General features: G+C 55.7%; 26 protein-coding genes. 16 read left to right on the top strand and 10 right to left on the bottom strand.

Going from position 1 to position 23,624, the window contains the following annotated elements:
• Nucleotides 1-98: 98 nt before the first annotated feature.
• From DW349_RS00515 to DW349_RS00545, 7 genes are all read left to right on the top strand, one after another.
• Nucleotides 99-1,625, top strand: a complete 1,527-nt coding sequence (locus DW349_RS00515) for a lipase family alpha/beta hydrolase (RefSeq protein ID WP_157954355.1) — start codon at nt 99-101, stop codon at nt 1,623-1,625.
• A gap of 15 nt (nt 1,626-1,640) precedes the next feature.
• Complete coding sequence (locus DW349_RS00520) at nt 1,641-2,036, top strand: hypothetical protein (RefSeq protein ID WP_108125731.1); 396 nt, start codon at nt 1,641-1,643, stop codon at nt 2,034-2,036.
• 55 nt (nt 2,037-2,091) lie between these two features.
• Nucleotides 2,092-2,670: a DUF2796 domain-containing protein gene (locus DW349_RS00525; RefSeq protein WP_108125732.1), complete on the top strand. Its 579-nt coding sequence runs from the start codon at nt 2,092-2,094 to the stop codon at nt 2,668-2,670.
• A gap of 7 nt (nt 2,671-2,677) precedes the next feature.
• A complete protein-coding gene (locus DW349_RS00530; RefSeq protein ID WP_108125733.1) occupies nt 2,678-3,376 on the top strand; it encodes an ABC transporter ATP-binding protein in 699 nt (232 codons plus the stop codon).
• Nucleotides 3,373-4,632 (top strand): ABC transporter permease, encoded by a 1,260-nt coding sequence (locus DW349_RS00535; RefSeq protein WP_108125734.1) that lies wholly within the window; start codon nt 3,373-3,375, stop codon nt 4,630-4,632. Before DW349_RS00530 ends, DW349_RS00535 begins: the two co-directional genes overlap by 4 nt.
• A gap of 9 nt (nt 4,633-4,641) precedes the next feature.
• A complete protein-coding gene (locus tag DW349_RS00540; RefSeq protein ID WP_108125735.1) occupies nt 4,642-5,169 on the top strand; it encodes a DUF3299 domain-containing protein in 528 nt (175 codons plus the stop codon).
• Nucleotides 5,170-5,248: 79 nt separating this feature from the next.
• Nucleotides 5,249-5,512, top strand: coding sequence for a DksA/TraR family C4-type zinc finger protein (locus DW349_RS00545; RefSeq protein WP_108125736.1), 264 nt, complete (start codon nt 5,249-5,251; stop codon nt 5,510-5,512).
• A gap of 3 nt (nt 5,513-5,515) precedes the next feature.
• Here the strand turns inward: DW349_RS00545 and DW349_RS00550 are convergent, their stop codons facing one another.
• From DW349_RS00550 to DW349_RS00575, 6 genes are all read right to left on the bottom strand, one after another.
• A complete protein-coding gene (locus tag DW349_RS00550) occupies nt 5,516-6,328 on the bottom strand; it encodes a YciI family protein (protein WP_108125737.1) in 813 nt (270 codons plus the stop codon).
• 104 nt (nt 6,329-6,432) lie between these two features.
• Nucleotides 6,433-7,392: a hypothetical protein gene (locus DW349_RS00555; RefSeq protein WP_108125738.1), complete on the bottom strand. Its 960-nt coding sequence runs from the start codon at nt 7,390-7,392 to the stop codon at nt 6,433-6,435.
• A gap of 112 nt (nt 7,393-7,504) precedes the next feature.
• Nucleotides 7,505-7,897 (bottom strand): YciI family protein, encoded by a 393-nt coding sequence (locus DW349_RS00560; protein ID WP_108125739.1) that lies wholly within the window; start codon nt 7,895-7,897, stop codon nt 7,505-7,507.
• Between the two features lie 67 nt (nt 7,898-7,964).
• Nucleotides 7,965-9,194, bottom strand: a complete 1,230-nt coding sequence (locus DW349_RS00565; protein WP_108125740.1) for an RNA polymerase sigma factor — start codon at nt 9,192-9,194, stop codon at nt 7,965-7,967.
• A gap of 166 nt (nt 9,195-9,360) precedes the next feature.
• Nucleotides 9,361-9,594, bottom strand: a complete 234-nt coding sequence (locus tag DW349_RS00570) for a hypothetical protein (protein ID WP_108125741.1) — start codon at nt 9,592-9,594, stop codon at nt 9,361-9,363.
• 362 nt (nt 9,595-9,956) lie between these two features.
• Complete coding sequence (locus DW349_RS00575; RefSeq protein ID WP_108125742.1) at nt 9,957-10,511, bottom strand: gamma carbonic anhydrase family protein; 555 nt, start codon at nt 10,509-10,511, stop codon at nt 9,957-9,959.
• Nucleotides 10,512-10,577: 66 nt separating this feature from the next.
• On the opposite strand from DW349_RS00575, the gene DW349_RS00580 reads away from it, so the two are divergent.
• The gene (locus tag DW349_RS00580; RefSeq protein ID WP_108125891.1) at nt 10,578-12,113 is read left to right on the top strand and encodes a Ppx/GppA phosphatase family protein; all 1,536 of its coding nucleotides are present in this window, start codon (nt 10,578-10,580) and stop codon (nt 12,111-12,113) included.
• A 2-nt stretch (nt 12,114-12,115) separates the two neighbouring features.
• On the opposite strand, the gene ppk1 is transcribed toward DW349_RS00580, so the two are convergent.
• Together ppk1 and DW349_RS00590 are read right to left on the bottom strand one after the other, a co-directional pair.
• Nucleotides 12,116-14,194 carry a polyphosphate kinase 1 gene (ppk1, locus tag DW349_RS00585; protein ID WP_232819325.1) on the bottom strand — a complete coding sequence of 693 codons (2,079 nt, stop codon included), beginning with the start codon at nt 14,192-14,194 and terminating at the stop codon, nt 12,116-12,118.
• Nucleotides 14,195-14,362: 168 nt separating this feature from the next.
• Nucleotides 14,363-14,920, bottom strand: a complete 558-nt coding sequence (locus DW349_RS00590) for a hypoxanthine-guanine phosphoribosyltransferase (RefSeq protein WP_108125744.1) — start codon at nt 14,918-14,920, stop codon at nt 14,363-14,365.
• A 120-nt stretch (nt 14,921-15,040) separates the two neighbouring features.
• Between DW349_RS00590 and DW349_RS00595 the strand changes: the two genes are divergently transcribed.
• Together DW349_RS00595 and DW349_RS00600 are read left to right on the top strand one after the other, a co-directional pair.
• Nucleotides 15,041-15,553, top strand: a complete 513-nt coding sequence (locus DW349_RS00595; protein WP_108125745.1) for a dihydrofolate reductase — start codon at nt 15,041-15,043, stop codon at nt 15,551-15,553.
• Between the two features lie 59 nt (nt 15,554-15,612).
• A complete protein-coding gene (locus DW349_RS00600; protein ID WP_108125746.1) occupies nt 15,613-15,984 on the top strand; it encodes a VOC family protein in 372 nt (123 codons plus the stop codon).
• Between the two features lie 47 nt (nt 15,985-16,031).
• On the opposite strand, the gene DW349_RS00605 is transcribed toward DW349_RS00600, so the two are convergent.
• Nucleotides 16,032-16,691 (bottom strand): peroxiredoxin, encoded by a 660-nt coding sequence (locus DW349_RS00605; protein ID WP_108125747.1) that lies wholly within the window; start codon nt 16,689-16,691, stop codon nt 16,032-16,034.
• 146 nt (nt 16,692-16,837) lie between these two features.
• Nucleotides 16,838-17,158, bottom strand: coding sequence for a hypothetical protein (locus DW349_RS00610; protein ID WP_108125748.1), 321 nt, complete (start codon nt 17,156-17,158; stop codon nt 16,838-16,840).
• A 948-nt stretch (nt 17,159-18,106) separates the two neighbouring features.
• Here DW349_RS00610 and DW349_RS17700 point away from each other — a divergent pair.
• The 6 genes from DW349_RS17700 to DW349_RS00640 are packed head-to-tail and all read left to right on the top strand — an operon-like array spanning nt 18,107 to nt 23,604.
• The gene (locus tag DW349_RS17700; RefSeq protein WP_269801841.1) at nt 18,107-18,790 is read left to right on the top strand and encodes a methyl-accepting chemotaxis protein; all 684 of its coding nucleotides are present in this window, start codon (nt 18,107-18,109) and stop codon (nt 18,788-18,790) included.
• A 25-nt stretch (nt 18,791-18,815) separates the two neighbouring features.
• Entirely contained in the window at nt 18,816-19,103 is a 288-nt protein-coding gene (locus tag DW349_RS00620; RefSeq protein ID WP_198650496.1) for an STAS domain-containing protein, read from the top strand.
• Nucleotides 19,104-19,116: 13 nt separating this feature from the next.
• Entirely contained in the window at nt 19,117-20,820 is a 1,704-nt protein-coding gene (locus DW349_RS00625) for a fused response regulator/phosphatase (protein WP_108125751.1), read from the top strand.
• On the top strand, nt 20,795-21,160 hold the full coding sequence (locus tag DW349_RS00630) for a response regulator (protein ID WP_108125752.1): 366 nt from the start codon (nt 20,795-20,797) through the stop codon (nt 21,158-21,160). Before DW349_RS00625 ends, DW349_RS00630 begins: the two co-directional genes overlap by 26 nt.
• A gap of 27 nt (nt 21,161-21,187) precedes the next feature.
• A complete protein-coding gene (locus tag DW349_RS00635) occupies nt 21,188-23,101 on the top strand; it encodes a chemotaxis protein CheA (RefSeq protein ID WP_108125753.1) in 1,914 nt (637 codons plus the stop codon).
• Nucleotides 23,098-23,604, top strand: coding sequence for a chemotaxis protein CheW (locus DW349_RS00640; RefSeq protein WP_108125754.1), 507 nt, complete (start codon nt 23,098-23,100; stop codon nt 23,602-23,604). The genes DW349_RS00635 and DW349_RS00640 overlap by 4 nt, the downstream gene beginning before the upstream one ends.
• Nucleotides 23,605-23,624: the final 20 nt, after the last annotated feature.

Genomic DNA, 23,624 nt, shown 5'->3' on the forward strand with positions numbered 1-23,624 from the left:
TATCGAAGCGGGTAATTCGCGTCCGACTTGCAAACCTTATGATACCTTGTAACATTCGGCCGCGATTGCCAAGGAAGAGCAATCAAGGGAGAAGCATCATGATTCAAGCAACATTACAGACAATGGTACGCCGCACCCTGGTGCTGGCCGCGATGGCGTGGCTGGGAAGCTTCGCGCCGGCGGTCAGTGCTGCCGAGGTAACGGCCCGCAACCCGGTGGTGGTTGTGCCGGGATTGTTGGGTTCGCGGCTGTGTATCGACGAGGGTGACGACACCAAGGTTGTCTGGGGCACGGTCGCCTCGATCACCCAGTTTCAAACCCTGGCGTACGATCCGGACGATCAGAGCATTCAACCTTGTGGACTGATCCGGGAAATTTCCTATCTCGGTGTTTACAAGCAAGAGGTCTATGCCGGCTTTGTTGAGCGGCTGACCGACGAAGGTTATCGCGAAGGCGAAAATCTGTTTTTGTTCGACTACGACTGGCGTCTCAGCGTGTTCGACAACGCTCAGTTGCTGGCCGACTTTATTGAGCACGAAGTGCCCGGCGATGACAAAGTCGACCTCGTTGCCCACAGCATGGGCGGGCTGATTTCGCGGGTTTACATTCTGGAGCAAGGCGGTGATCAACACGTGGCCCGCCTGATCACCGCAGGTACACCGTTGCGCGGCTCGGTCGAAGTGTTCGACCTGCTGCAAAATGGCTGGGGGAAAGCGAACTTGTTTATGGGCGGCATTGAGGGGTTTCGGCGCACCATGCTGACGTTTCCGTCAACCTTCGATCTGATTCCGCATTACGACGGCTGCTGCGGTGAAGGCGGCAGCCAGTCGCTGGCGTTTAACGTCGACGACCCGGACGCCTGGGCGCGGCTGAATTGGGATGGCATCGACGTGGCCGGCCTGCCCGACCTGGCGGCGGCGCGCGAACGGCAACTGCACATTGAATCGGTTGTTGAACAAGCCCTGCCGGCCGGCATTGAAGATGCGCTGGTGATCGGCATCGACCAGCGCACGCCGGAGCGCTATGAGATCGAATACAACACCAACGGCGGTGAAGCCGATTTGCTCATCGCCACCAGTTGGAGTGGCGACGGTGTGGTGATGCGCGACAGCGCCGTGTTGGAAAACCGAGCGGTATTTCCGACCAGCTTTGCCACTCACCAGGCCATTTTGAACGAAGAATCGGCGCAGGATTTTGTCGTCACCGCGCTCGATTTCGATGCCGGAACGGCGGCATTGAACGTGCCGGTCAAACAGCGCAGTTCGATTTTCACCAAGCTGGGCCAATTGGTGGCTTTGATCGGTGTCAGCGTTGAAGCCGAAACGCCGGTGTACCAGGCCGGTGAAGCGGCGCGGGCGGTGGTGCGGATTCTGCCGGATTCGGCAGACGACGTAGACGCCAGTCGCATTCGCTTAACCGTAACGCGGCCGGGCGGTTACCCGACCGAGTTGACGTTGCGCAGCGACCCGAGCCTGTCGGACCCGACCAACGACCGTGAGCAATCCTTCGTGGCCGAATTCAATGCCGGTCGCAATACCGGCGAACTGACATTGACCGCAACCATTGCCGCCGACGGCACCGAACCTCGCCGCGCAACCGTGGTGGTGCCGGTCATTCGTCCATAACGCTTTGAGGATTTAATGAACCCACGCAGACTGACTTTCGACTCGACTGGCGCGCCTTCTGTGCGCCCGGTCAGTCTGCGTGCCTGGCGATGGGTGCTGTTTGCCATCGCCGTACTCATCGTCAACGGCGTTGCTCAACACTGGCACGCGCCGGTGCATCTGGCCGAACAGATGCAAACGCCGGTGGCGCTTTCTGTCTCTGATATTGAAACCGATGATGCAGACGAGCATTCGTGCCTGATCTGCCATCTGCTGAAACTCGGCCAGACCGGGGCGATCCTTGCCCTGATCGCGCCGATGCAAAACCTGATAGTTCCGGTCGCTGACGCCATTGCCGTCATCGCCGTCGATCAACGCTTATCGCAACCCGCCGCCCGCGGCCCGCCTGCCTTTCTCTCAACCCAAGACTGATTGTTATCCCGGCCGTCCGACGGCTATCGTTTTTCTTGTTGAGATTGAGGATCGTATGAAAACCACCCTTCCTGTGATGTTGGCGACTGTCGCCCTGGCCCCGTTGAGCACCTCTGTCTGGGCCGAAATTGAACGCCAGCACGGCGCCCACGAACATGGCGCGGCCCAGTTGTCGTTGGCTGTCGATCAGCACGAACTGGTCATTGCGCTGGAATCGCCAGCGTTCAATGTGTTCGGTTTTGAACACGCACCGAGCACCGAAGAGCAGCATCAGGCCATCGATGCCGCCGTGGCGACTTTGCGCGACGGCGAAGCCCTGTGGACACTGAGCCGTGCTGCCGGCTGTGAGCTGGAATCGGTCGAGATCGAAAGCGCCGTTCTGGGCGATGACCATGACCATGACGAAGACGCAGATCATGACCACGACCATGACCATGAAGCCGGCGATGCTCACAGCGACGTCGACGTCAGCTGGCACTTCCATTGCGACAACCCGGAAAAACTGACTCAGGTCGGCGTCGGCTTGTTCAACGCCTTCGAACGTTTTGAAGATCTGGACGTTCAATACCTGACTGACGACGCCCAAGGTGCCGCCGAACTGTCGCCCAGCCACACCCTTCTGACTTTGGAGTAACAGACCCATGAGCACAGCCGTCTCATTGCAGGCGCTGCGCTACCGCTGGCCGGGCTCGTCCCGGCCCACGGTGGCGGTAGACGACCTGAGCCTGCCTCAAGGCGAATCACTCTTTGTTCAAGGACCGAGCGGCAGTGGCAAAAGCACTTTATTGAATTTGTTGGCTGGCGTGCTGGTACCAACCGAAGGCGAGGTACAGATGCTGGAACAACCGATCAGCCAATGGTCGGGCCGGCGTCGTGACCGCTTTCGCGCCGATCATCTGGGTTACATCTTTCAGCAATTCAATTTGCTGCCGTATTTGACCGTACTCGCCAACGTGGAATTGCCGGCGCGGTTATCAACGCGGCGACACGAGCAGACACTGGCGCAACAGAACAGTCTCACCGCCGCGGCCGAACATTGGCTGCGCCGTTTGCAGTTGCCGGAATCGCTGTGGCGGGCGCCGGTGTCGCGCTTGAGCGTGGGCCAGCAGCAGCGCGTGGCGGCTGCGCGCGCCCTGATGGGTTCACCGGAATTGATCATCGCCGACGAACCGACTTCGGCGCTCGACGAAGACAACGTCGAAAACTTCATGCAGGTGCTGACCGAACAATGCCGCAGCATCGGCGCGTCGCTGATTTTTGTCAGTCACGACCGCCGCCTGGCGCAATGGTTTGATCACCAACTGGTGTTGACCGCCCACACCGAGGAGGCCGACGCATGAATTGGTTGAATCTCGCCATGCGCAGCGTCTGGAACCGACGCTCCACCGCCGTGCTGACCTTGTTGATGGTCGCGCTCAGTCTGGCGCTGTTGTTGACCGTCGATCGCGTTCGCCAGGACACCCGCGCCAGTTTTGCCAATACGTTATCGGGTACCGATTTGATCGTCGGCGGCCGCACCGGAGGTTTGAATTTGCTGCTGTATTCGGTGTTCCGCATCGGCAACGCCACCAACAACATCAGTTGGCAGACCTATCAGGACATCGTTGCCAACGACGCCGTCGCCTGGACGATTCCGTTTTCACTGGGCGACTCGCACCAGGGTTATCGAGTTCTGGGCACCAACAACGATTACTTCGAACATTATCAATACGGCCGCCGCCAACCGCTGAGCATCCGTGAAGGCCGCAATTTTGAAGCGGTTTACGACGTGGTACTGGGCAGCGAAGTCGCCAAGGCGCTGGATTACCATTTGGGCGATCCCGTTGTTATCGCACATGGCCTGGGCAGCACCTCGTTTGACTTGCACGACGACAAACCCTTCCACGTGGTCGGCATCCTGGCGCCAACCGGCACGCCGGTGGACCGAACCCTGCACATTCCACTGGAAGGCATGACCGCCATCCACGTCGATTGGGCCGCCGGGGTGCGCATTCCGGGCTTTCATATCTCGGCCGACGAAGCGCTTGAAATGGACCTCACGCCCGACACCGTAACCGCCGTCCTGGTCGGCATGAAATCGCGCATCCAGGCGTTAGCGTTCCAGCGGCGCATCAACGAATACCGCGCCGAACCGCTCAGCGCCATTATCCCCGGTGCCACCCTGGCCGAGCTGTGGCAGATGATCGGCATTGCCGAAAACGCCCTGATCGCCATTTCCGGTCTGGTCGTCGTAACCGGCTTGTTGGGCATGGTCACGGTGATTCTCGCCGGCCTGAACGAGCGCCGCCGTGAGATGGCTATTTTGCGTGCCCTCGGTGCTCGGCCCGGTCACATTCTGGGTCTGTTGATGATCGAATCCGGTTTTTATGGCGTGCTCGGTCTGGCGCTCGGCCTGCTGCTGCATTGGGCGCTGATCGCCATCGCGGCGCTGTGGGTACAACCGGCTTACGGCATTCAACTGACGCTGGCCTTGCCGACCGGTCCGCTGTTCTTTGTCTTGTTGCTGGTCGTGGTGTTGAGTATTTTGGTGGGCCTGTGGCCGGGCTGGAAAGCCTACCGGCGTTCGCTGTCGGATGGTCTGACGGTCTCTACCTGAGGAAAAACGATGAGAACAGCTTGGGCGTTGATCGCGCTGTTTTGGGCAGCTCTGGCGTCGGCAGAAAGTCGGCCGGTGCAGGATTTGCCGTGGGAAGCGTTGATCCCCGCCGGTTTCAGCTACGCCGACCTCGCCGCGCAAATCGAGGCGCCGACGGCGCCGCTGTCGAGCCTCGCCGACGACGACCCGGAAGCGCAACGCCTGTACAGCGCCATGCGTGATGCACTCGCACAAGCGCCGGTGGTTGACGCCTACGATGGTTTGTCGGTACGCATCGCCGGCTTTGTTGTGCCGCTGGAGCAAGACGAAGACCGGGTGCTGAGCTTCCTGCTGGTGCCGTATTACGGTGCCTGCATTCACACCCCACCGCCGCCGGCGAACCAGATCATTCACGTTGAAACCCAAGGCGGGTTTAAAACGCCCGGTCTGGACGAGCCGGTGTACGTGACCGGCACCCTGCGCACCGAACGCCACGACGCCGACCTCGGCTCAGCCGGTTACACCCTCTACGCCGGGTCGATGACGCCGTATCTGTGATGTCGCAGCCGGGCATCGCGGCCGCGCCAGACTTTGCTAGAGTGTGAGCGTTCAGAACGGTGATGGTTGGGAGGCAATGATGGCCAGTGGTTGGGCCGGCGACGGCGCAGTGCAAGACCAAATCGACGCCACCTTGGACGATGCGCTGGCCCGCGCCCGGCGCAATCTGCCCAAAGGCGAAAGCCGACACGATTGCGCCGAATGCGGCGAGGTGATTCCCGAAGCACGCCGTCAGGCATTGCCCGGCGTGCAACTGTGCGTAACCTGCCAGGCCGAACACGACGCCGAAGCCGCCTACAGCAGCTACAACCGGCGCGGTTCGAAAGACAGCCAATTGCGGTAACTGTTAAACCGTACTGATCATCCAGTGAATGCCGAAGCGGTCGGTCAACATACCGAAACCGGCCGACCAGAACGTCTTCTCAAACGGCATCCGTACCCGCCCGCCTTCGACCAGTTGATCAAACGCATAACGCGATTTCTCCACACTGTCGAAACTCAACTGCACGCTCACGCCCTGAGGTTTATCGAAATACGCCGGCGGTGCATCCACACCCATAATCACCAGATCGCCCAGTGACAATTCAGAGTGAATGATCTTGTCCGACCAATCGTCTGGCACCGGCGCGGGTTCCGGCGCATCGCCGTAGGTCGAGATCGTCAGTAAGCGACCGCCCAACAAATCAGCATAAAAATTCAGCGCCTCGCGGCAATTGCCCTCGAACGACAGATGCACCGCCTGGCTCACGGACTGGCGGGCAATGCGCGCATCCAGATCGCGATGCACGTTCAAACCCTCGCTGGGTTCGAAGTCTTCCAGGGTGTACACCGGGCGTAATTCCAGGCGGAAATTGCCATCTTCACGCGGCCAGCGCTTGGCCCATTCCAAGGCCTCTTCGACGCTCTTGGTTTCGATCATCGTATAGCCGCCCAGCAGTTCGCGGGTTTCGGCAAAAGGCCCATCGATGACTTCCGGCTCACCGCCGTTGAACTCAATGCGAAACGCCTCGCGGCTGGGTTTCAACCCTTCGCCGCCGCGCCAGACACCGGCGTCGACCAAGGCTTCGTTGTAGCGACCCATGGCTTCCAGTAAATCGGATTCAGGCAAAATGCCGGCTTCGGTATCAGCATCGGCTTTACGGATGATCATAAAACGCATGGTGGGGCTCCTTTGGTATAGGTTGCCCAAGTAGTCGCTGTAGTCGATCAGAATTCGACTAACAGTATTGTTTTCTTTATAAGAGAATTTGAGCGAGACTTAATCTATTGATGGTTTTCTAAATATCTTCTCAGTAATTCATTTTGGCGATTCTCTTCGATGGTGTTCCAATCATATTGCTGGATTTCGTTGGCAGTATTTTTAAACCATTGCTCATATCTCGCTCCATCAGTTGAATATTTTTGATACGTCAAGCTGACTTCCACCCGATAGTACAGCGCTGCCCAGTTTAAATTTTGAGGAAGATACTGCCCCCAAAGACTATGTAATTCTTCTCCGCCGGCAGGTGAAATATCTATTTTTAAAGTGGCTTTTCTGTTTTTGATCGTAAAAATCCGACTTCTGCTCGTTGCTTCAACAGTAAATGTTCCACCATTTGGTATATGGAAAAATGGCGGAACTAAATCCATCCATCCTTCTTGGATGATCTTATTGTGGTGAAACATTTCCTTGGCAATCACATCTAAACGTATTTCCTTGGATTCACTATCTCCATATTGGCCTTCAATCACATGTCCCGTTGGAGTTTGGCGACTGCTGAGCTCTATATCCCAGCTACCACGGAACCTATGCGCAAAAGATAATAATATTAGTCGTTCAATTAGATCCCATCCTTTTTCTTTATTGAAGAAAATCCAATATTGCTTTGCGTCACCCTCTCTAACCTCGTCGTCTCCGATTTCCCTCGACAACAGGTTTATTGGATCTAAGTTGGAATAGAGATTTGAATAAGTGCGGGAATAAATGTCGAGCTCAGCGTTAGGTATAACACTTCTGGCATCTTCATCAAAAATTAGTACAAGCTCGAAATTTTCGCTTAGTTGACTGGACTTTAAATAGGGAAGTACAGCAATAAGCGCTGGGAGCAAGCCAGCTATTATTATTCCAGAGTTTTGCAGAGCGTCCGGTGCTGCAGCACTTCTCCAGAGTGAGATTGCCGCAACACCACCAAGGATGAGATAAATAGATACTGCAATTCGAACTATAATTGGCGGCTCAAGCATGTTGTTGTACCTAATTAGGTGGCACTTTTTTCTTACAACTCGGGTTTGTTTTCGGCACGACACCTATATTTGGACAGAGTGTTTTGTGAGCCAAAATAAATAATGTAAGACATCATAGATTTGAACCTAATCCGCTATAAGGCTCATTCCCCTCACTCTTCAACTCCCTCACCGGCCTAACCTCCACACTCCCATACCGCGCTGGCGGAATCTTGCTGGCGAGTTGAATCGCTTGATTCAAGTCACGCGCTTCCAATAAATAAAACCCGGCCAATTGTTCGCGAGTTTCAGCGAAGGGGCCGTCGGTGACGGTGACTTTTCCATCGCGCACGCGGACGGTGGTGGCGGTGTCGGTCGGCATCAGCGGGCGGCCGTCGAGCATTTGACCGTTGGCGGTAAGGTCTTCGCCGCAGGCGATGCACTCGCGGTTCAGGGCGTCCCAGTCGTCGGTGGTCAGTTCGGCCATTTTGGCTTCGCTGTAATAAACCAAGGCGAGGTATTGCATGGTGATTCTCCGTTGCGGTTTTGTATTGGTCGTTTGGCCGACGTGGGTTTCGACCACTCTAGTTCATTTACCGGCCCAGTGACGCCAACTGGCGCTGCAAAAACCGTTGCTCCGGCACCAGGGCGGTGAGTGTCAGGGCGCGTTGGTAGGCGCGGCGGGCGTCTTCGGTGCGGCCGAGCTGGCGGCAGAAGTCGGCGCGGGCAGCGTGGGTTAAGTGGTAGTGCTGCAGGGCTTCGTCGCTCATTAGTGCATCGATGGCGGCGAGGCCAGCGGCGGCGCCCTGGCTCATGCCCAGTGCGACCGCTCGGTTCAGGGCGATAACCGGCGTCGGCGATAACCGATACAGCGCTTCATACAAGCCGACGATTTGTGCCCAGTCGGTGTCGCTGAAAGTTTCGGCTTCGGCGTGCAGCGCTGCGATGGCCGCTTGCAGGGCATAAGGCCCGATGCCATTTGGCGATAAAGCGCGCGGTACCAATGCACAGCCTTCGTCGATCAGCGCCCGGGTCCACAATGAACGGTCCTGATCTTCCAGCCGGATCAAATCACCGTTGGCGTCGGCGCGGGCGGGCCGGCGTGAATGGTGCAGCAACATCAGGGCGAGCAGGCCGAGCACTTCCGGTTCGGGCAGTAAGTCGGCCAGCATGCGGCCAAGCCGGATGGCTTCTTCGGCGAGGTCGGGTCGGGTCAGGTCATCGCCTTCGGACGGCGCATAGCCTTCGTTGAACAGCAGATAGATAACTGCCAAAACCGAGTCGAGCCGTTGCGGCAGTTCGCTGCGTTCGGGCACTTCGTAAGGAATGCCGGCGTCACGGATTTTGGTTTTGGCGCGCACGATGCGTTGGGCAATGGTCGGGGTTTTGGTCAAAAAGGCACGCGCCACTTCTTCGGTGCGCAGGCCACAGACTTCGCGCAATGTCAGCGCCAGTTGCGCCTGGCGGGCCAGCGAGGGGTGGCAGCAGGTGAAGATCAACCGTAACGGGTCGTCGTCGATGCTGTGGTCGGTGTCGTCTGCAATGGCGTCTTCGTCGATTAACGCTTCGGTTGCCATGTCGGCAACGGCGTCGTGATGACGACTGCGGCGGCGAATCTGGTCGATGGCTTTGAAGCGACCGGCCGATACCAGCCAGGCACGGGGGTTGTCGGGAATGCCATCGTCGGGCCACTGCTTCAGGGCGGCCATAAAGGCGTCGTGCAAGGCTTCTTCGGCCAAATCGAAATCGCCTAACAGGCGAATCAACGTTGCCAGTACGCGACGGTTTTCGGCTTGATAAATGCGTTCGACGGTTCCGCGCATCGAGGGATGTCCCGCGAGTTTTTAGCGCAGTCTAACACTGTAGGAAGGCGGCAAAGGAAGTGGTTTTGGCGGGTTGCCGGGGTGACTTGGAACCCTGTCACCCCGACGCTAAAACGGGGAGCATCCAGTCAGCTTCTATTCCGACTCTAACGGATGCTCCCCGGCGTTACGCGCTACCTGGCCCGGCTCTTTCCTTGCCGATGCTGGCTTGCTCGCGTCGCGTTTCCTTGACGGTTTTCCAGCTCAGCGGACGTTCTGCCGGTTGGTGGTGCAAGCCGATGTCCTGTTGCATGTGCTCACTCAGGTGTTCGGACAGATAGCGTTGTTGACGTTTTTCTTTCAGCCAGGCGTTCAGTTCCCGGCGGCGGTTCAAATGAGAAATCAGTTTGTTGACCAGCATGGTCGTTCTCCAGTTCAGTTAAGCCCGGAGCGACGGATTGGTGCCTGAGGAGAAAACTGTTCGGTGGTGCTGGAAACAGTGCAAAGCCGCGGCATCAATCCGCGGCTCGTGAGGCAGGGTTACACGAATCGCGGACGCAACAGGGCGTTAGCCCAATTCGCCATCAGGCGAGTTGAGCAAGAGGTATTTTGGGCGTATGGGTGAATACGTCGCATAGCTAACCTCCGTCCTGTGTGTGAATTCGTGAAAAGGGTTTACTCAGTTGAAACGGTTTGTTTCAACCGGGGCAACTCTAAAACATGACTTGCGTCTGCTCAAGCCTAAATCCTTATAAGCGGAAAGGTTTTTAGTGCAAAACTGTGTCAGTCATTCGATACAGCGTTCAACCCTTCGGCGCGGTACTCGTCTTTCAATTTAACGTAGTTGCTGGCCGAGTAACGGAAGTAGTTGCGTTCGCTGTCGCTCAGTGGCCGTTTCTGTCGGGCCGGTGAGCCGACGTATAAATAGCCGGATTCCAATCGCTTGCCCGGCGGCACCAGGCTACCGGCACCAATCACTACCTGATCTTCCACCACGGCGCCGTCCAGCACAGTGGCGCCAATGCCGATCAACACTTCATTGCCAATGGTGCAGCCGTGCAAACAGGCCTGATGGCCGATGGTCACGTCGTCGCCAATGGTCAGTGGATAACCGTTCGGGTTGTAATCGCTGGCGTGGGTGATGTGCAGCACAACGCCATCCTGAACCGAAGTGCGAGCGCCGATGCGGATGCGGTGCATGTCGCCACGAATAATGGCGCCGGGCCAGACGGACACGTCGTCACCCAATTCAACATCGCCGATAACCACGGCGCTGGCGTCGATAAAAACCGCCTTGCCCAACGCGGGTTCATGGTTACGAAACGGCCGTACTGCCATCGTCCTTGCTCCTGTCACAAAGCTGAGTCAGCATTGTCGCAGTTTGTTTTTGAGGTTGCATTGCCCATGCTCAAGTTGTCCGATTTCTGGCGGAACCGGGTGGAAGAAATGGCGGCCATTGACCTGGGCTCCAACTCCTTTCACATGATCGTCGCACGGCTCGATAAAGGTGAGCTGACGGTGCTCGATCGGATAAAGGAACCGGTTCGGTTGGGCTTCGGCTTGAGTGAAGACGGCGCGCTCGATGAACTGTCGCAACGGCGCGCGCTGGAATGTCTGGGTCGTTTCGGCCAACGCATCAGCCACTTACCGGCGTCCGCCGTTCGCGCTGTAGGCACTCGTACACTGCGCAAGGCCACCAATGCCGAGGCCTTTCTCTCCAAAGCCGAACTGGCATTGGGGCATCGCATCGATGTCATTTCCGGTGCCGAAGAAGCGCGGCTGATTTATCAGGGCGTGGCGCAGGGTTTGGATGACGAACTCGACCGTCGGTTAGTGGTCGATATCGGCGGCGGCAGTACCGAAGTGATCGTCGGCGAACAATTTCAGCCGCTGCAATTGGAAAGCCTCGGCATGGGCTGCGTCGCCATCACCCGCGACTTTTTTGCCGACGGTTCGCTGAGCAAAAAAGCGGTGAAAAAAGCCACCACCTTTTGCCTGCAAAAAATCGAGCCGGTGCGCGATGAATTTTTGTCCGTCGGCTGGCAACGCGCCATCGGTTGCTCGGGTTCGATCAAAGCCATTTCCAAAGTCGCGGAAACCCAGACGGGTTCGCCGATTATTACCCGGGCGTTGCTGGATGAATTATGCGACCAGGCCGGGCAAGCCAAATCCATCGAAGAATTTAAACCCGATGGCCTGGGCAGTGACCGGCAACCGGTCTTTGTTGGCGGCTTAATTGTTTTGCGCGCTGTGTTCGAAGGTTTGGGGCTCGACAGCATGGAAGCCTCGCCCTGGGCATTGCGCGAAGGTTTGTTGTACGACCTGATTGGCCGGCTCGACCAGGAAGACGTGCGCAGTCGCGGCGTGACCCATTTGGCGCAACGCTTTCACGCCGACGCCAACCAGGCTGAGCGCGTCGCCGCCACCGCCGAGCGTTTTCTCAGCGACAATTTAGCCGCCTTGCCATTATCGGACTTACACCCCTGGACCAACTATTTGCGCTGGGCATCGCAACTGGCCGAAGTCGGCCTCGACATCAGCCACAACCAATTCCACAAACATTCGGCGTATATCGTGCAGCATTGCGATCTGGCCGGTTTCAGCCACGAAGAACAACAACGGCTGACGTTTCTGATACAACACCACCGCAAAAAACCGGACGCCGATGCGCTGGCGCAACTCAGTGAAGAAGACCGGCCCATTTTGCCGGCACTGCTGGTGATGTTTCGTCTGGCAGTGGTGTTGCACCGCGCCCGTACTGGCAGCCGGTCAGACGGCATCGGGCTGCGTATCGATGGCGACGCATTGAACCTGATTGCCACCGCCGATTGGTGGGAAGAGCACAGCCTGACGCAGGCCGATTTGGAACAGGAAGCCCAGTATCTCAGCAAACTGGGCTATCAATTGAACCTGTCGGTGCAATCGTCAGACGGCAGCTGACATCAGTTGATGTTGCTGCCGCTGAGCGCTTCGTTGAGCAGGCTTTGCTGCGCCGAAACCGGCTCGGCTTTGCCCGGCTTGCATTGCTGATAATGGCCGTCGCTGTTCAATTCCCAGGCTTGGGAATTATCGGCCAGATACAACTCCAGATCCTTGATGACTTTGTCGCGCAATTTCTTGGTCAACATCGGAAAACCGATCTCAACGCGGTGGAACATATTGCGGCTCATCCAGTCGGCGCTGGCGAGAATCACTTCCGGGTCGCCGTCGTTGTGGAAGCAATAAGCGCGGGTATGTTCGAGGAAGCGACCGACGATGGAACGCACCCGAATGTTGTCGGAAACACCCGGCAAACCCGGACGAATCTGGCAGACGCCGCGCACAATTAAATCGATCTGAACACCCGCCTGGCTGGCTTCATAAAGTTTGCGCGCCAGCTGTTCTTCATACAGCGAATTCATCTTCAAAATAATGCGCGCCGTTTTGCCGGCCTGAGCGTTTTCGATTTCGCGTTCGATGCGCCGCATCATGGTTTTGTGCAGCGTGAACGGCGACTGAAACAGCGTGTCGAGCTTGCTCACCTTGCCCAAACTGGTGAGCTGCAAAAACACCCGATACACATCGTCGCCGATCTGTTTATTGCACGTCATCAAGCCGTAGTCGGTGTACACCTGAGCGGTTTTCGGGTGGTAATTGCCGGTACCCAAATGCACGTAGTGACGCAGCTTGTCGCCTTCGCGTCGCGCCACCATCAGCATCTTGGCGTGCGTCTTATAACCGACGATGCCGTATACCACGTGAATGCCGTATTCCTGCAAGCGTTCGGCCAAAACCACGTTGGCTTCTTCGTCAAAACGCGCCAGCAATTCGATGATAACCGTCACTTCTTTACCGGCCTTGGCGGCCGCCACCAATTCATCAACGATGATGGAATTAGCGCCAGTGCGATACAGCGTTTGTTTGATGGTTAACACGTCCGGGTCTTTCGCCGCCTGACGAATTAATTCCACCACCGGCAGAAACGAATCGAACGGGTGGTGCAGCAAAATATCGCTTTTGCGTATGGCCTCGAACATGTTCGCCTTGCGTCGCAACACGCGTGGAATGCGAGCGTCAAACGGCGGATACAAAAGTTCAGGGCGCGCGGCAAAATCGATCAGGGCAGCAAGGCGGTTCAGGTTGACCGGGCCGTCGGCGCGGTACAAATCGATCTCGCTGATTTCGAATTGCTTGAACAAAAATTCCAGCAATTCATCCGGGCAATTTTCGGCGACTTCCAAACGCACTTCGTCGCCGTATTGGCGATACACCAATTCGCCTTCAATGGCGCGACGCAAATCGCCGCTTTCTTCTTCGTCGACAAACAAATCGGAATTTCGGGTAACGCGGAATTGGTAGCAACCTTTCACCGCCATGCCGAAGAAAATTTCGTCCATGAAGTAATGAATGATGGACGATAAAAACACAAAGTCGTACGGGCCGGACTGAGTTTCGTCAGCCGGCAGTCGAATCATATCCGGCAGTGCGCGCGGGCATTGCACAATGGCCTGGCCGGAGTTACGGCCAAAGGCGTCTTTGCCATCGAGCTTGACGATAAAGTTCAAACTCTTGTTCAGAATGCGTGGAAACGGATGCGCCGGGTCGAGCCCGATCGGGCTTAATAGCGGCAGCACTTCGTGTTCAAAAAACTGCTGCAACCAGGCGGTTTGCGCCTCGCTCCAGTCTTCGCGTTTGATCACCCGAATCTGATGTTCGGCGAGCAACGGAAACAATTGCTGGTTCAGAATCTGATATTGGCGATTGACCAGTTGGTGCGCGCGTTCGGCGATCTGGTCCAATTGCTGGCGGGGCGTCAGGCCTTCGGGGCCTGCAAGCGTGGAGCCGGCTTCAAAGCGTTCTTTTAAGCCGCCGACGCGAATCTCAAAAAACTCATCCAGGTTGGTGCTGGAAATGCACAAAAAGCGCAGACGCTCCAGCGGCGGAATCTGGTCGTTTTCCGCTTGCGATAACACGCGATCATGGAATTCGAGCAGCGACAGCTCGCGATTGATGAAATGCGCCTGGGAAACGGGTTCGCTCACTTGCCACACCTCTGACTGGTCGGTCGTCAGAGTGTATGACAATTAGATGGCAGGGGTGTTACAACGCCTTTGGCGTTGGTGGGAGACGCTTGACGCTAAACGGAAGACGCTGGATAGCGGAAAACCTAACTGGCGTCTTACGTCTCCCGTCCTGCGTCTCCCATGCCATCAAAGCCCTTTGACGGCATAAATGCCCGGTGCGTTGCGCCAGTAGCCTTTGTAGTCCATGCCGTAGCCAAACACGTAGCGGTCTTCGCATTGCAGGCCAACGTAGTCGGGCACGATGTCCGGGCGGGCTTTGCGGTCGTGTTGCTTATCGACCAGTACCGCGATTTTGATGCTGGCGACGCCGGCCTGGCGGCAGTGATCAACAATAGCGCCCAGGGTGGCGCCTTCGTCGTAGATGTCATCGACGATCAGGATGGTGCGGCCATCCAGCGACTGCTGCGGCAACATGCGCCATTCCAGATCGGCGCCAGAGGTCTTATCGCGGTAACGGGTGGCGTGCAGATAGCTGATTTCCAGCGGGAAACCGAGCTTGGTGACCAGTTTGCCGGTCAGCACCAGACCACCGTTCATCACGCTGAACACAATGGGGTTGGTTTCCGCCAGGTCGCGGGAAATCTCGGTGGCCATGGTGTCGATGGCTTGCTCGACCTGGGTTTCGGTGAACAGGCAATCGGCCTGGTCGCGAACGTCGCGGATCTCGGCAGGAATGGCAGTCATGGCAGCCTCGGTTAGTTGAATTGTTGGTCAGAAAAAAGGGTGCGCACTTTAGCGGCTCAGGTGCACCCGCGCAAGCGTCGGCCTCTGTTAGTATACCGCCCCGATTGAAGGAGAGAACGCATGCGCATTGCACTGATCTGGGCCATGGCGACCAACGGCGTGATTGGCCGCGACAACAAACTGCCCTGGTACCTGCCGGGCGACTTGCAGTATTTCAAGCGGGTGACCTCTGGCAAGCCGGTCATCATGGGCCGCAAAACCTACGACAGCATCGGTAAACCGCTGCCCAACCGCACCAACATCATTGTCACCCGCGACACCGCTTTTCAAGCCGACGGCTGCCAGGTCGTGCACTCACTGGAAGACGCCATTCATCTGGCCGAAGCCCAAGTAGCCGTGAGTGGCGGCGACGAAGCGATCGTTATGGGCGGGGCCGAGATATACGCCCAGGCATTGCCCAAAGCGGATCGACTCTACGTGACCTTGGTGCATGCCGACGTCGAGGGCGACGCTCAGTTCCCCGCCATCGACTTCGCCGCCTGGCAGGAAATTGCCCGCGAAGACTACAACGCCGAAGGCCCCAACCCTTACGACTACTCCTTTATCGTCTACGACCGACCCGCGTTGAATTAGCGCCCAAAACTGTAAATAGCCACTAAACTGATGCCCCTTCTAGCGAAAAGGAATGAACGATGGCGTTGGATGCACAGCCGGTGGCGTGGTTTGAAATCCCCGTGAGCGACATGAACCGGGCCAGGGCGTTTTACGAAGCGGTATTGGAAGTCAGCCTGCAACCGCTGGATTTGGGCGAGAACTTCAAAATGGCGCTGTTCCCGGCGTCCGATCACCGCGCCGGCGCCCTAATGCAGGCGAACAGTTACGAACCCTCCTATCAAGGGCCGTTAATTTATCTGGGCGTGGACGACATCGACGCCACCCTGGACCGGGCAGCGCAACACGGCGGCAAAGTCATCAACGCCAAAATGAGCATTGGCGAGCGCGGCTTTGTCGGCCATTTTGAAGATTGCGAAGGTAACCGAATTGGGCTGCACAGCCTGACATAAAAGAAAAACCCGGCATCTTGCCGGGTTTTTTGGGTCTTACACTGTGTTTATTTCGGTTGCTCAACCAAGCGCAAATACGGCTTCAAGGTACGATACCCCTGCGGGTATTTTTTCTTCGCATCTTCGTCAGACACCGACGGCGGAATAATCACATCTTCGCCCTGCCTCCAGTTCACCGGCGTTGCCACTTGGTGGCTGGACGTCAGTTGAATGGAATCCAGCGCGCGCAGAATTTCGTCGAAGTTGCGGCCGGTGGTCATCGGGTAGGTCATCATTAGTTTGATCTTTTTATCCGGGCCGATAATAAACACTGAACGCACCGTGGCGTTGTTGGCCGGGGTGCGGCCTTCAGCGCTGCCGCCTTCATCGGCCGGCAGCATGTCGTACAGCTTCGCCACGTTCAGATCGGTATCGCCGATCATCGGATACTTAGGGAAATGCCCCTGGGTTTCTTCGATGTCCTTAGCCCACTTTTCGTGGTTGCCCACCGCGTCCACACTCAGGCCGATGATCTTGGTATTACGCTTATCGAACTCCGGTTGCAGGCCGGCCATATAGCCCAGCTCAGTGGTGCAGACCGGGGTGAAATCCTTGGGGTGGGAAAACAGAATCGCCCAGCTGTCGCCAATCCAGTCGTGGAAATTGAGCTTGCCCTGAGTGGTCTGGGCGGTGAAGTTCGGTGCGGTATCGTTGATGCGCAATGACATTTTTATTCCCTCCAAACGCTTGAACAAAAGCCGACGGTCTACAACACACTCTGTATCGGTGCCGTTATTAGTCGAGCTTCGGGCGCGGTTTTCAAGCCTTGGGTAATCGCTGTGCTAAACGGAATTGAACTAACCTTATAACGGCGTTAACGAACCAGGGCGTCGAGCCGCAACAGGTCGTTCAGATTCGGCGTTTCGGTGGCCATTGGCTGGCACGAGCGCAAAGCGGTAAAGCCTGTATTTAAACAGTGTTGCCGCAAATTAGACTCCGGCAACTGCGTGGCAATCGACAACAACTGTTGTGCCATCAACATAAATTGCCCGACCTGATTGGGCGTTTTAAACGTCGGCACCATGGCCTGACTGCGTTCAATGGTTGATGCAAAAACCGTTGCCTGTTGCGGGTCTGAAAAATCAAACACAAACAACGAATCAATGTACTGATCAACAATACTTTCCGAAGCCACGGCGACATCCTTTCAATACGTTAGGCACCAACACTCTAGTTGAAAATAAAAAATGTGCTGGCGATATCCATAAAAGTTACAGCGAAAGTTTTTGTCAGCTTGAGTAAATCATTTTACGACGAAAGGAATTTGTAACGATTTATAACCACGAGTGTCGAATTCGTCCGCTTTTGCGAAATTATGTAACTGAAATTGTGTGCGATAAGCACGTTTTTATGAATCTCACTGACCGCAAGCGTTCCCACCATTGCTGGCTTACAGGCCAGATAGAACCTGATTTTCTGGCTCTCAGGGCATGGCAGTCAGCTTCAAAATAAAAAACCAAACATCTCTAACGGTCTGAAAAGTGCACCGAAAAAAATAGGTGCGTTCGTGTCCTCCCGTTGCTTGCAAGCGTGCAATGTCGGACTACGTTCAATAACAGATTGCCGATACGACGGACTAGGGATGCCATTCATGCAGTGGAGTTTTGGCCCGCTACAAAAGGGCAGAGTGTTGTTTGCGTTTGGAGTTATCGCTTTAACGGCGGGCTGTACTTTTTTAGCGCGTCTGATGCCTGCGTATTTTTTACCAACCATGACCTTGGTTGCATTGCTTGTATGGGTACGTCTGACAAAAAAGCTGCGTGCGCAAGCGGTACCCGCGCCAACCGTGGTGGCTAAAAAACAAAACCCGGTCGAAAAAAACGATGCGGAACCTGACTATTTACACGACGCCATGCGCTGGCTGGATGAGCAACTGACTGAACATAAAGAAATCATGGACGGCCTGAATGAACGCCAGAACAACTCCGTCGATGGTTTGGTCAACGCGTTCAAGGAAATACATCGGCTGTTGGATCAACAGACTCATTTGATCAACGCCATCCTTGAATTTACTGACGATGCCAGCAATGCCGACTCGTTGCACACCAGCATGCAGGAGTTCGCACTGCGTACCTCTAAAACGATGGACAACTTCGTCACAACCACGGTGAACAACAGCACCGAAATGATGGAGCTGGTGGAGTTGGTTGCCAGCATTGAAGAAAAGATGCCGTCGGTCATCAAAGCATTGGAAGACATCGACGGCATTTCCGACCAGACCAATCTGCTGGCACTGAACGCGGCCATTGAAGCGGCGCGCGCCGGCGAGCACGGCCGCGGCTTTGCCGTGGTGGCCGACGAAGTGCGGGCGCTGTCGACACGGGCGGCCGAATTCAGCGGGTTGATTCGCAACGAAGTGGTGTCGGTGCGCAAAGACATTCGGGTGCTGCACGAACGCATCGGCGTTACGGCATCGAGCGACATGAATTTTATTCTGAACTCAAAGGCCGATGTGGAAACGGCCATTGAGCATCTGGTGAAGAAAGCCGACTCGGATGAAAAAGCAACGGTCGACATTCAGACGGTTGCCAAACAGTTGTCGCAGGCTTCCAACGAAGCGGTGCAGGGTTTGCAGTTTGGTGACATCAGTTATCAGACCATCGAACACCAAATGAAAATTGTGCACGCCTTGCAAGGTGGCATGAAACACATCAAGCGCCCGATGACCAAAGGAGATTTCCAACAACTGCTCAGTTGCCTCGATGACATTCAATTGTCGCCCGTTGAACATCAGCCCGGCGGCTCCGGCGATGTGGATCTTTTTTAGATGTGGATCTTTTAAAGGAAAAATGATGAGTACCAAAGACGCAGTTATCAGTATCCCAGAGCAATTTAACTTTGGTTATCACAGCCGGTTTACCTCCGACTATCAGCCGCTGTTGAAAGACCCGGATGTCGGCGTGATCACGCTGGATTTTTCACGCGCGGTTTATCTCGACAGTTCAGCGATCGGCATGATCAACATGCTGTATCGAAAGGCCAACGCCGACCACAAGAAGCTGGTCATTAAAGGCGCGCGTGGTACGGCAAAAGATCTGCTTGTGTTGTCCAACCTGCAGAAAATCATTCCGTTTGAGTAGGTAACGTTCTTCGATGATTCAGCAGACTGAGCGGTTGCTAATCGTTGATGATGAGCACGCTGCGAACGACACGATCAAATCGTCCATCGATCGGCTTGGCCTGCCGATAAAGCAGGCTTATAGCCACGAGGAAGCGTTGGAATGCATTTCAGAAAGCTTCTACGACTTCATTATTCTCGATCAGGTGCTGGGCGATGGCGATGGTCTGGATGTGTTGCGCCAACTGCGTCGGCGCCAGTATGAGCACAAACCCTTTGTGCTCATCATCAGCGCCAAAGACAGCGAAGAATTTATTGAAAGCTGTTTCCAAATAGGCGCGGACGATTACCTGAGCAAACCGATCCGACCGACTCTGCTGCGGTTAAAAATCAAAGCCTTTTTGGAAAAGCGGCGGCTGCGTCGCACCTTTCAGCGCAACAACCATTCGCTGCAACGCTTGCTGGTGCAGATGGAAGACGAAACGCGGATGGCGCGGTTTATCTACGATCATCTGCGCAGTCGTTATCACGAAAATATCGACAGTTTGCAGTGGCACATTCAGCCGCACTCGCAGTTTTCCGGCGATATGGTGATCAGCTGCGCCGGCCCTAACGGCCACCTGTACGGCATGGTTGCTGATGCGACCGGCCATGGTCTGGCGGCCGCCTTAACCATGCTGCCAGCGCTGGGCGTTTTTCACGCCATGGTTAAAAAAGGCTTTCCGCTGGTGATGATCATCCGCGAGTTGGATCGAAAAGTGTTCGAAGAATCACCGGACGACCGCTTCGTGGCGGCGGTGATGTTCGAATACGACCCGGACCTGCACGAACTGGAAGTCTGGAACGGCGGCATGCCGCCGGCATTCTGGGTGAATGGCGGTGGCATTGAACATGAATTTATTTCCACCGCGTTGCCGTTGGGATTGAGTGGCGAAGAATTTTTCGACGGCCAGACTCAGTCGATCAAAACCAACGCCGACGGATTTTTTATGGCGATCAGCGACGGCCTCGTTGAGCAGCGCGATGGCAACGACAATTTCTTACCCGTCGATAACTTCCGTGATTGCGTGGCGCAGTCGTCTGCCGACAGCGTGATCAGTGGTTGTGTGGACATGCTAAAGCGCCACCTCGACCAACCCATGCCCGACGATGACGTCAGCCTGATGGTGTTCAAACCCGGCGATTTTACTCGTCCGGCGTCCCCTCAAACCATCGACAACCGACTGATGCAGGGCAACGCATTATGGAGCTATCGGCTTTGCGGATTTGCATTGGTGGTCGAGGCATTTTTGGCAGCGGCCGATGAAGTGCTGCAACGTTGGGTGCTGTCGCTCACGGTAAAACAACGCGCGTTTACGGTGTTGTCGGAATTGATCACGAATGCCATCGACCACGGTTGTTTAGGGCTCGACTCCAATTTGAAAACCGACCCGGAAGGTTTCGCACATTACTTCGAAAAGCGCGAAGAACGCATGGCGCATTTAAGCGATTCTGACTGGGTGGAAGTACGCATGAACCTCACCAGCGACAGCTTAATTATTGAAGTTGAAGACAGTGGCGTGGGTTACCGCCGACATAACTCGACGCTTTCAAATCTGAACGCAGTGTCCGGTCGAGGACTGGCACTGTGCCGGCAACTGGTGTCACAGATGGTGGTCACGCCGCCCGGCAACATGACCATGGTTTCTCTCTCACTCATAGGAAGCAAAACGGATGAGCAAGCACTTTCTTATAGTTGATGATTCCTCGTCCATTCGACAGATGGTCGAGCACACTCTGAAGACCGCCGGCTATCAGGTAACGGCGGCCGAAGACGGACAGGACGCACTGGATAAATGCCAAAGTGCCAGCTACGACTGTGTATTAACGGATCAGAACATGCCGCGCATGGATGGGCTGACGTTAATCCGTTCGTTGCGAGCGCAGGCGAATTACAAATCGACACCCATCCTGGTGCTCACCACGGAAGCCAGCGACGACATGAAAGCCCAGGGAAAAAGTGCCGGCGCTACCGGTTGGATGGTGAAGCCGTTCGACCCACAGCGCTTATTGGAAGTTGCGGCCAAGGTTTTGGGTTAACCCTACTGGTAAACAGGACGTTCGGTCATGAGTTTGGATTTGAGTCAATTTCATCAGGTGTTTTTTGAAGAGAGTCAGGAACATTTAGACACTCTGGAAAACGGTTTGATGAGTTTGGATATCGACGCACCCGACATGGAATTGCTGAACAGCATTTTCAGGGCCGCGCATTCCATTAAAGGCAGCAGCGGCGTGTTTGGCTTTTCGGCGCTCGGTCAAATCACTCATGTTCTGGAAAACCAACTGGACGATTGGCGGAAGGAAGTGCGGCGTCCAGTCACCGAACACATCGACGAAATGCTCGCCGTGGTGGACGACCTGCGCGCTTTGTTAGCGAGTTATCAGGCTGGCGAAGAGATTGATGATGCCTGGGTCGGCGAACGCATTGAAAGTATGGAAGCGGTGTTCAAAGTCGCCGCCGGAGCACAGACCAGTGCCGCGCCCGCAGCGGCTGCCAAAGAAGAATCCGGCTTTGGCTTCTTCGATGATGAAGAGGAAGACGATACCGGCTTTGGCTTTTTCGATGAATCGGAAGAAACCGCCTACAGCGGCAACGACGACCAGGACCATGACCACGAAGGCTATGGTTTCTTCGCCGCGCAAACCGAAGCAACACCAGAACCCAACGAAGCCAATACCGAAGCCTATGGCTTTTTCGATCAGACCGGCGATGCGTCCTCTGGCGGTGCCAAACGGCCAACGGCGGTGGCCTCCAGTTCGGCCAAACCGCAAACAGCTGCCGCGGCCAATAGCGCTGCCAATCAATCGATTCGCGTTAACGTCGATAAAGTCGACAGCCTGATTAACCTCGTCGGCGAACTGGTTATTACCCAGTCGATGCTGGCAATGATGGGCAAAGATATCAGCAACATTCGTCAGGAAAAATTCGAAGCGGTGGTGGAAGAGTTGCAACGCAACACCCGCGAAATTCAGGAATCGGTGATGTCGATTCGCATGTTGCCGGTGTCCTTTGTATTCAACCGTTTCCCTCGCGTGGTGCGCGATACGGCCAGCAAGTTGGGCAAGAAAGTTGAGTTGGTTATTGAGGGTGGCGACACCGAAATCGACAAAGGTCTGGTGGAAAAACTGGCCGATCCATTAACGCATCTGGTGCGCAACAGCATCGACCACGGCATCGAAACGCCGGAAAAACGCAAGCAATTGGGCAAGCCGGAAACCGGCATTGTTCGTCTGAGTGCGTCGCAGCAAGGCGGCAACATTGTGCTGAGCATCATGGACGATGGCGGTGGTTTGAGCCGGCAACGCATTCTCAGTAAAGCGCGCGAACGTGGCATGCCGGTCGATGACAACATGCCCGATCACAAAGTCTGGCAACTGATTTTTGAAGCCGGTTTCTCAACCGCCGAACAAGTCACCGATGTGTCCGGTCGTGGTGTCGGCATGGACGTGGTGAAGAAAAACCTCACCAGCCTGGGTGGTCGCATCGACATCGAATCGGTGCAAGGTTTTGGTACCACACTCAAATTAATGCTGCCGCTGACGTTGGCCATTCTCGACGGCATGGCCGTGGCCGTGGGCACCGAGACCTACATCGTGCCGTTGGCGAGCATTGTCGAATCCATCCAGCCATCGAAGCAGGAAATCAAAACCATCAGTGGCGATGAATTGCTGGATGTGCGCGGGCATTACTGGCCGGTGGTGCGGCTGCACAAAGCCATGCAGGTGGACACCGAGCAACAGAAATTGCACCAGGGCATTGTGGTGTTGGTGGAGTCCGGCAAGCAACGTTTTGGCATTTTGGCGGATCGCTTGATTGGTCAGCAGCAGGTCGTAATTAAGAGCATTGAGCAACACTACAAACGCATCGATGGCGTCGCTGGCGCCACCATCATGGGCGACGGCCACATCGCGCTGATTCTGGATCTGGCTTCACTGGCAAAAGGCATGAAAGAAATTCCGGCAATGGAGGCGGCGTCATGACCGTACAGACCGACAACGAAGTGCGCTACGAATTCCTCACCTTTGCGCTGGGCGAAGAAATTTACGGCATGGACATCATGCAGGTGAAAGAAATTCGCGGCTATGAAGCGGTAACGCGCATTGCCAATGCACCACCGTTTATTAAAGGCGTGATTAATCTGCGCGGCGAAGTGGTGCCCATCGTCGATTTACGCATCAAGTTTTTAGACGCCACTCCGGTGTACAACGAATTCACCATCGTCATCGTCGTGCAGGTACACGATCGACTGGTCGGCATGGTGGTTGATGGTGTGTCCGATGTGATTGGTTTAACCCGAGACGAAATTAAACCCTCGCCCGATTTTGGCGTGGCGTTCGACAGCCGGTTTTTATCGGGCCTGGCCAGCCAAGAAGAGCAAATGATCATCCTGGTGAATATTGAAGCGTTGATCAGCAGTAATGAATTGGGATTGATCGGTGAAGACGCCGCTGCACTGAAAGAGGCGGTTGATAGTCAGGTATAGCCCTTAGCGGTGCTGACTTT

This window comes from Saccharospirillum mangrovi (assembly GCF_003367315.1).
GTDB lineage: Bacteria > Pseudomonadota > Gammaproteobacteria > Pseudomonadales > Natronospirillaceae > Saccharospirillum > Saccharospirillum mangrovi.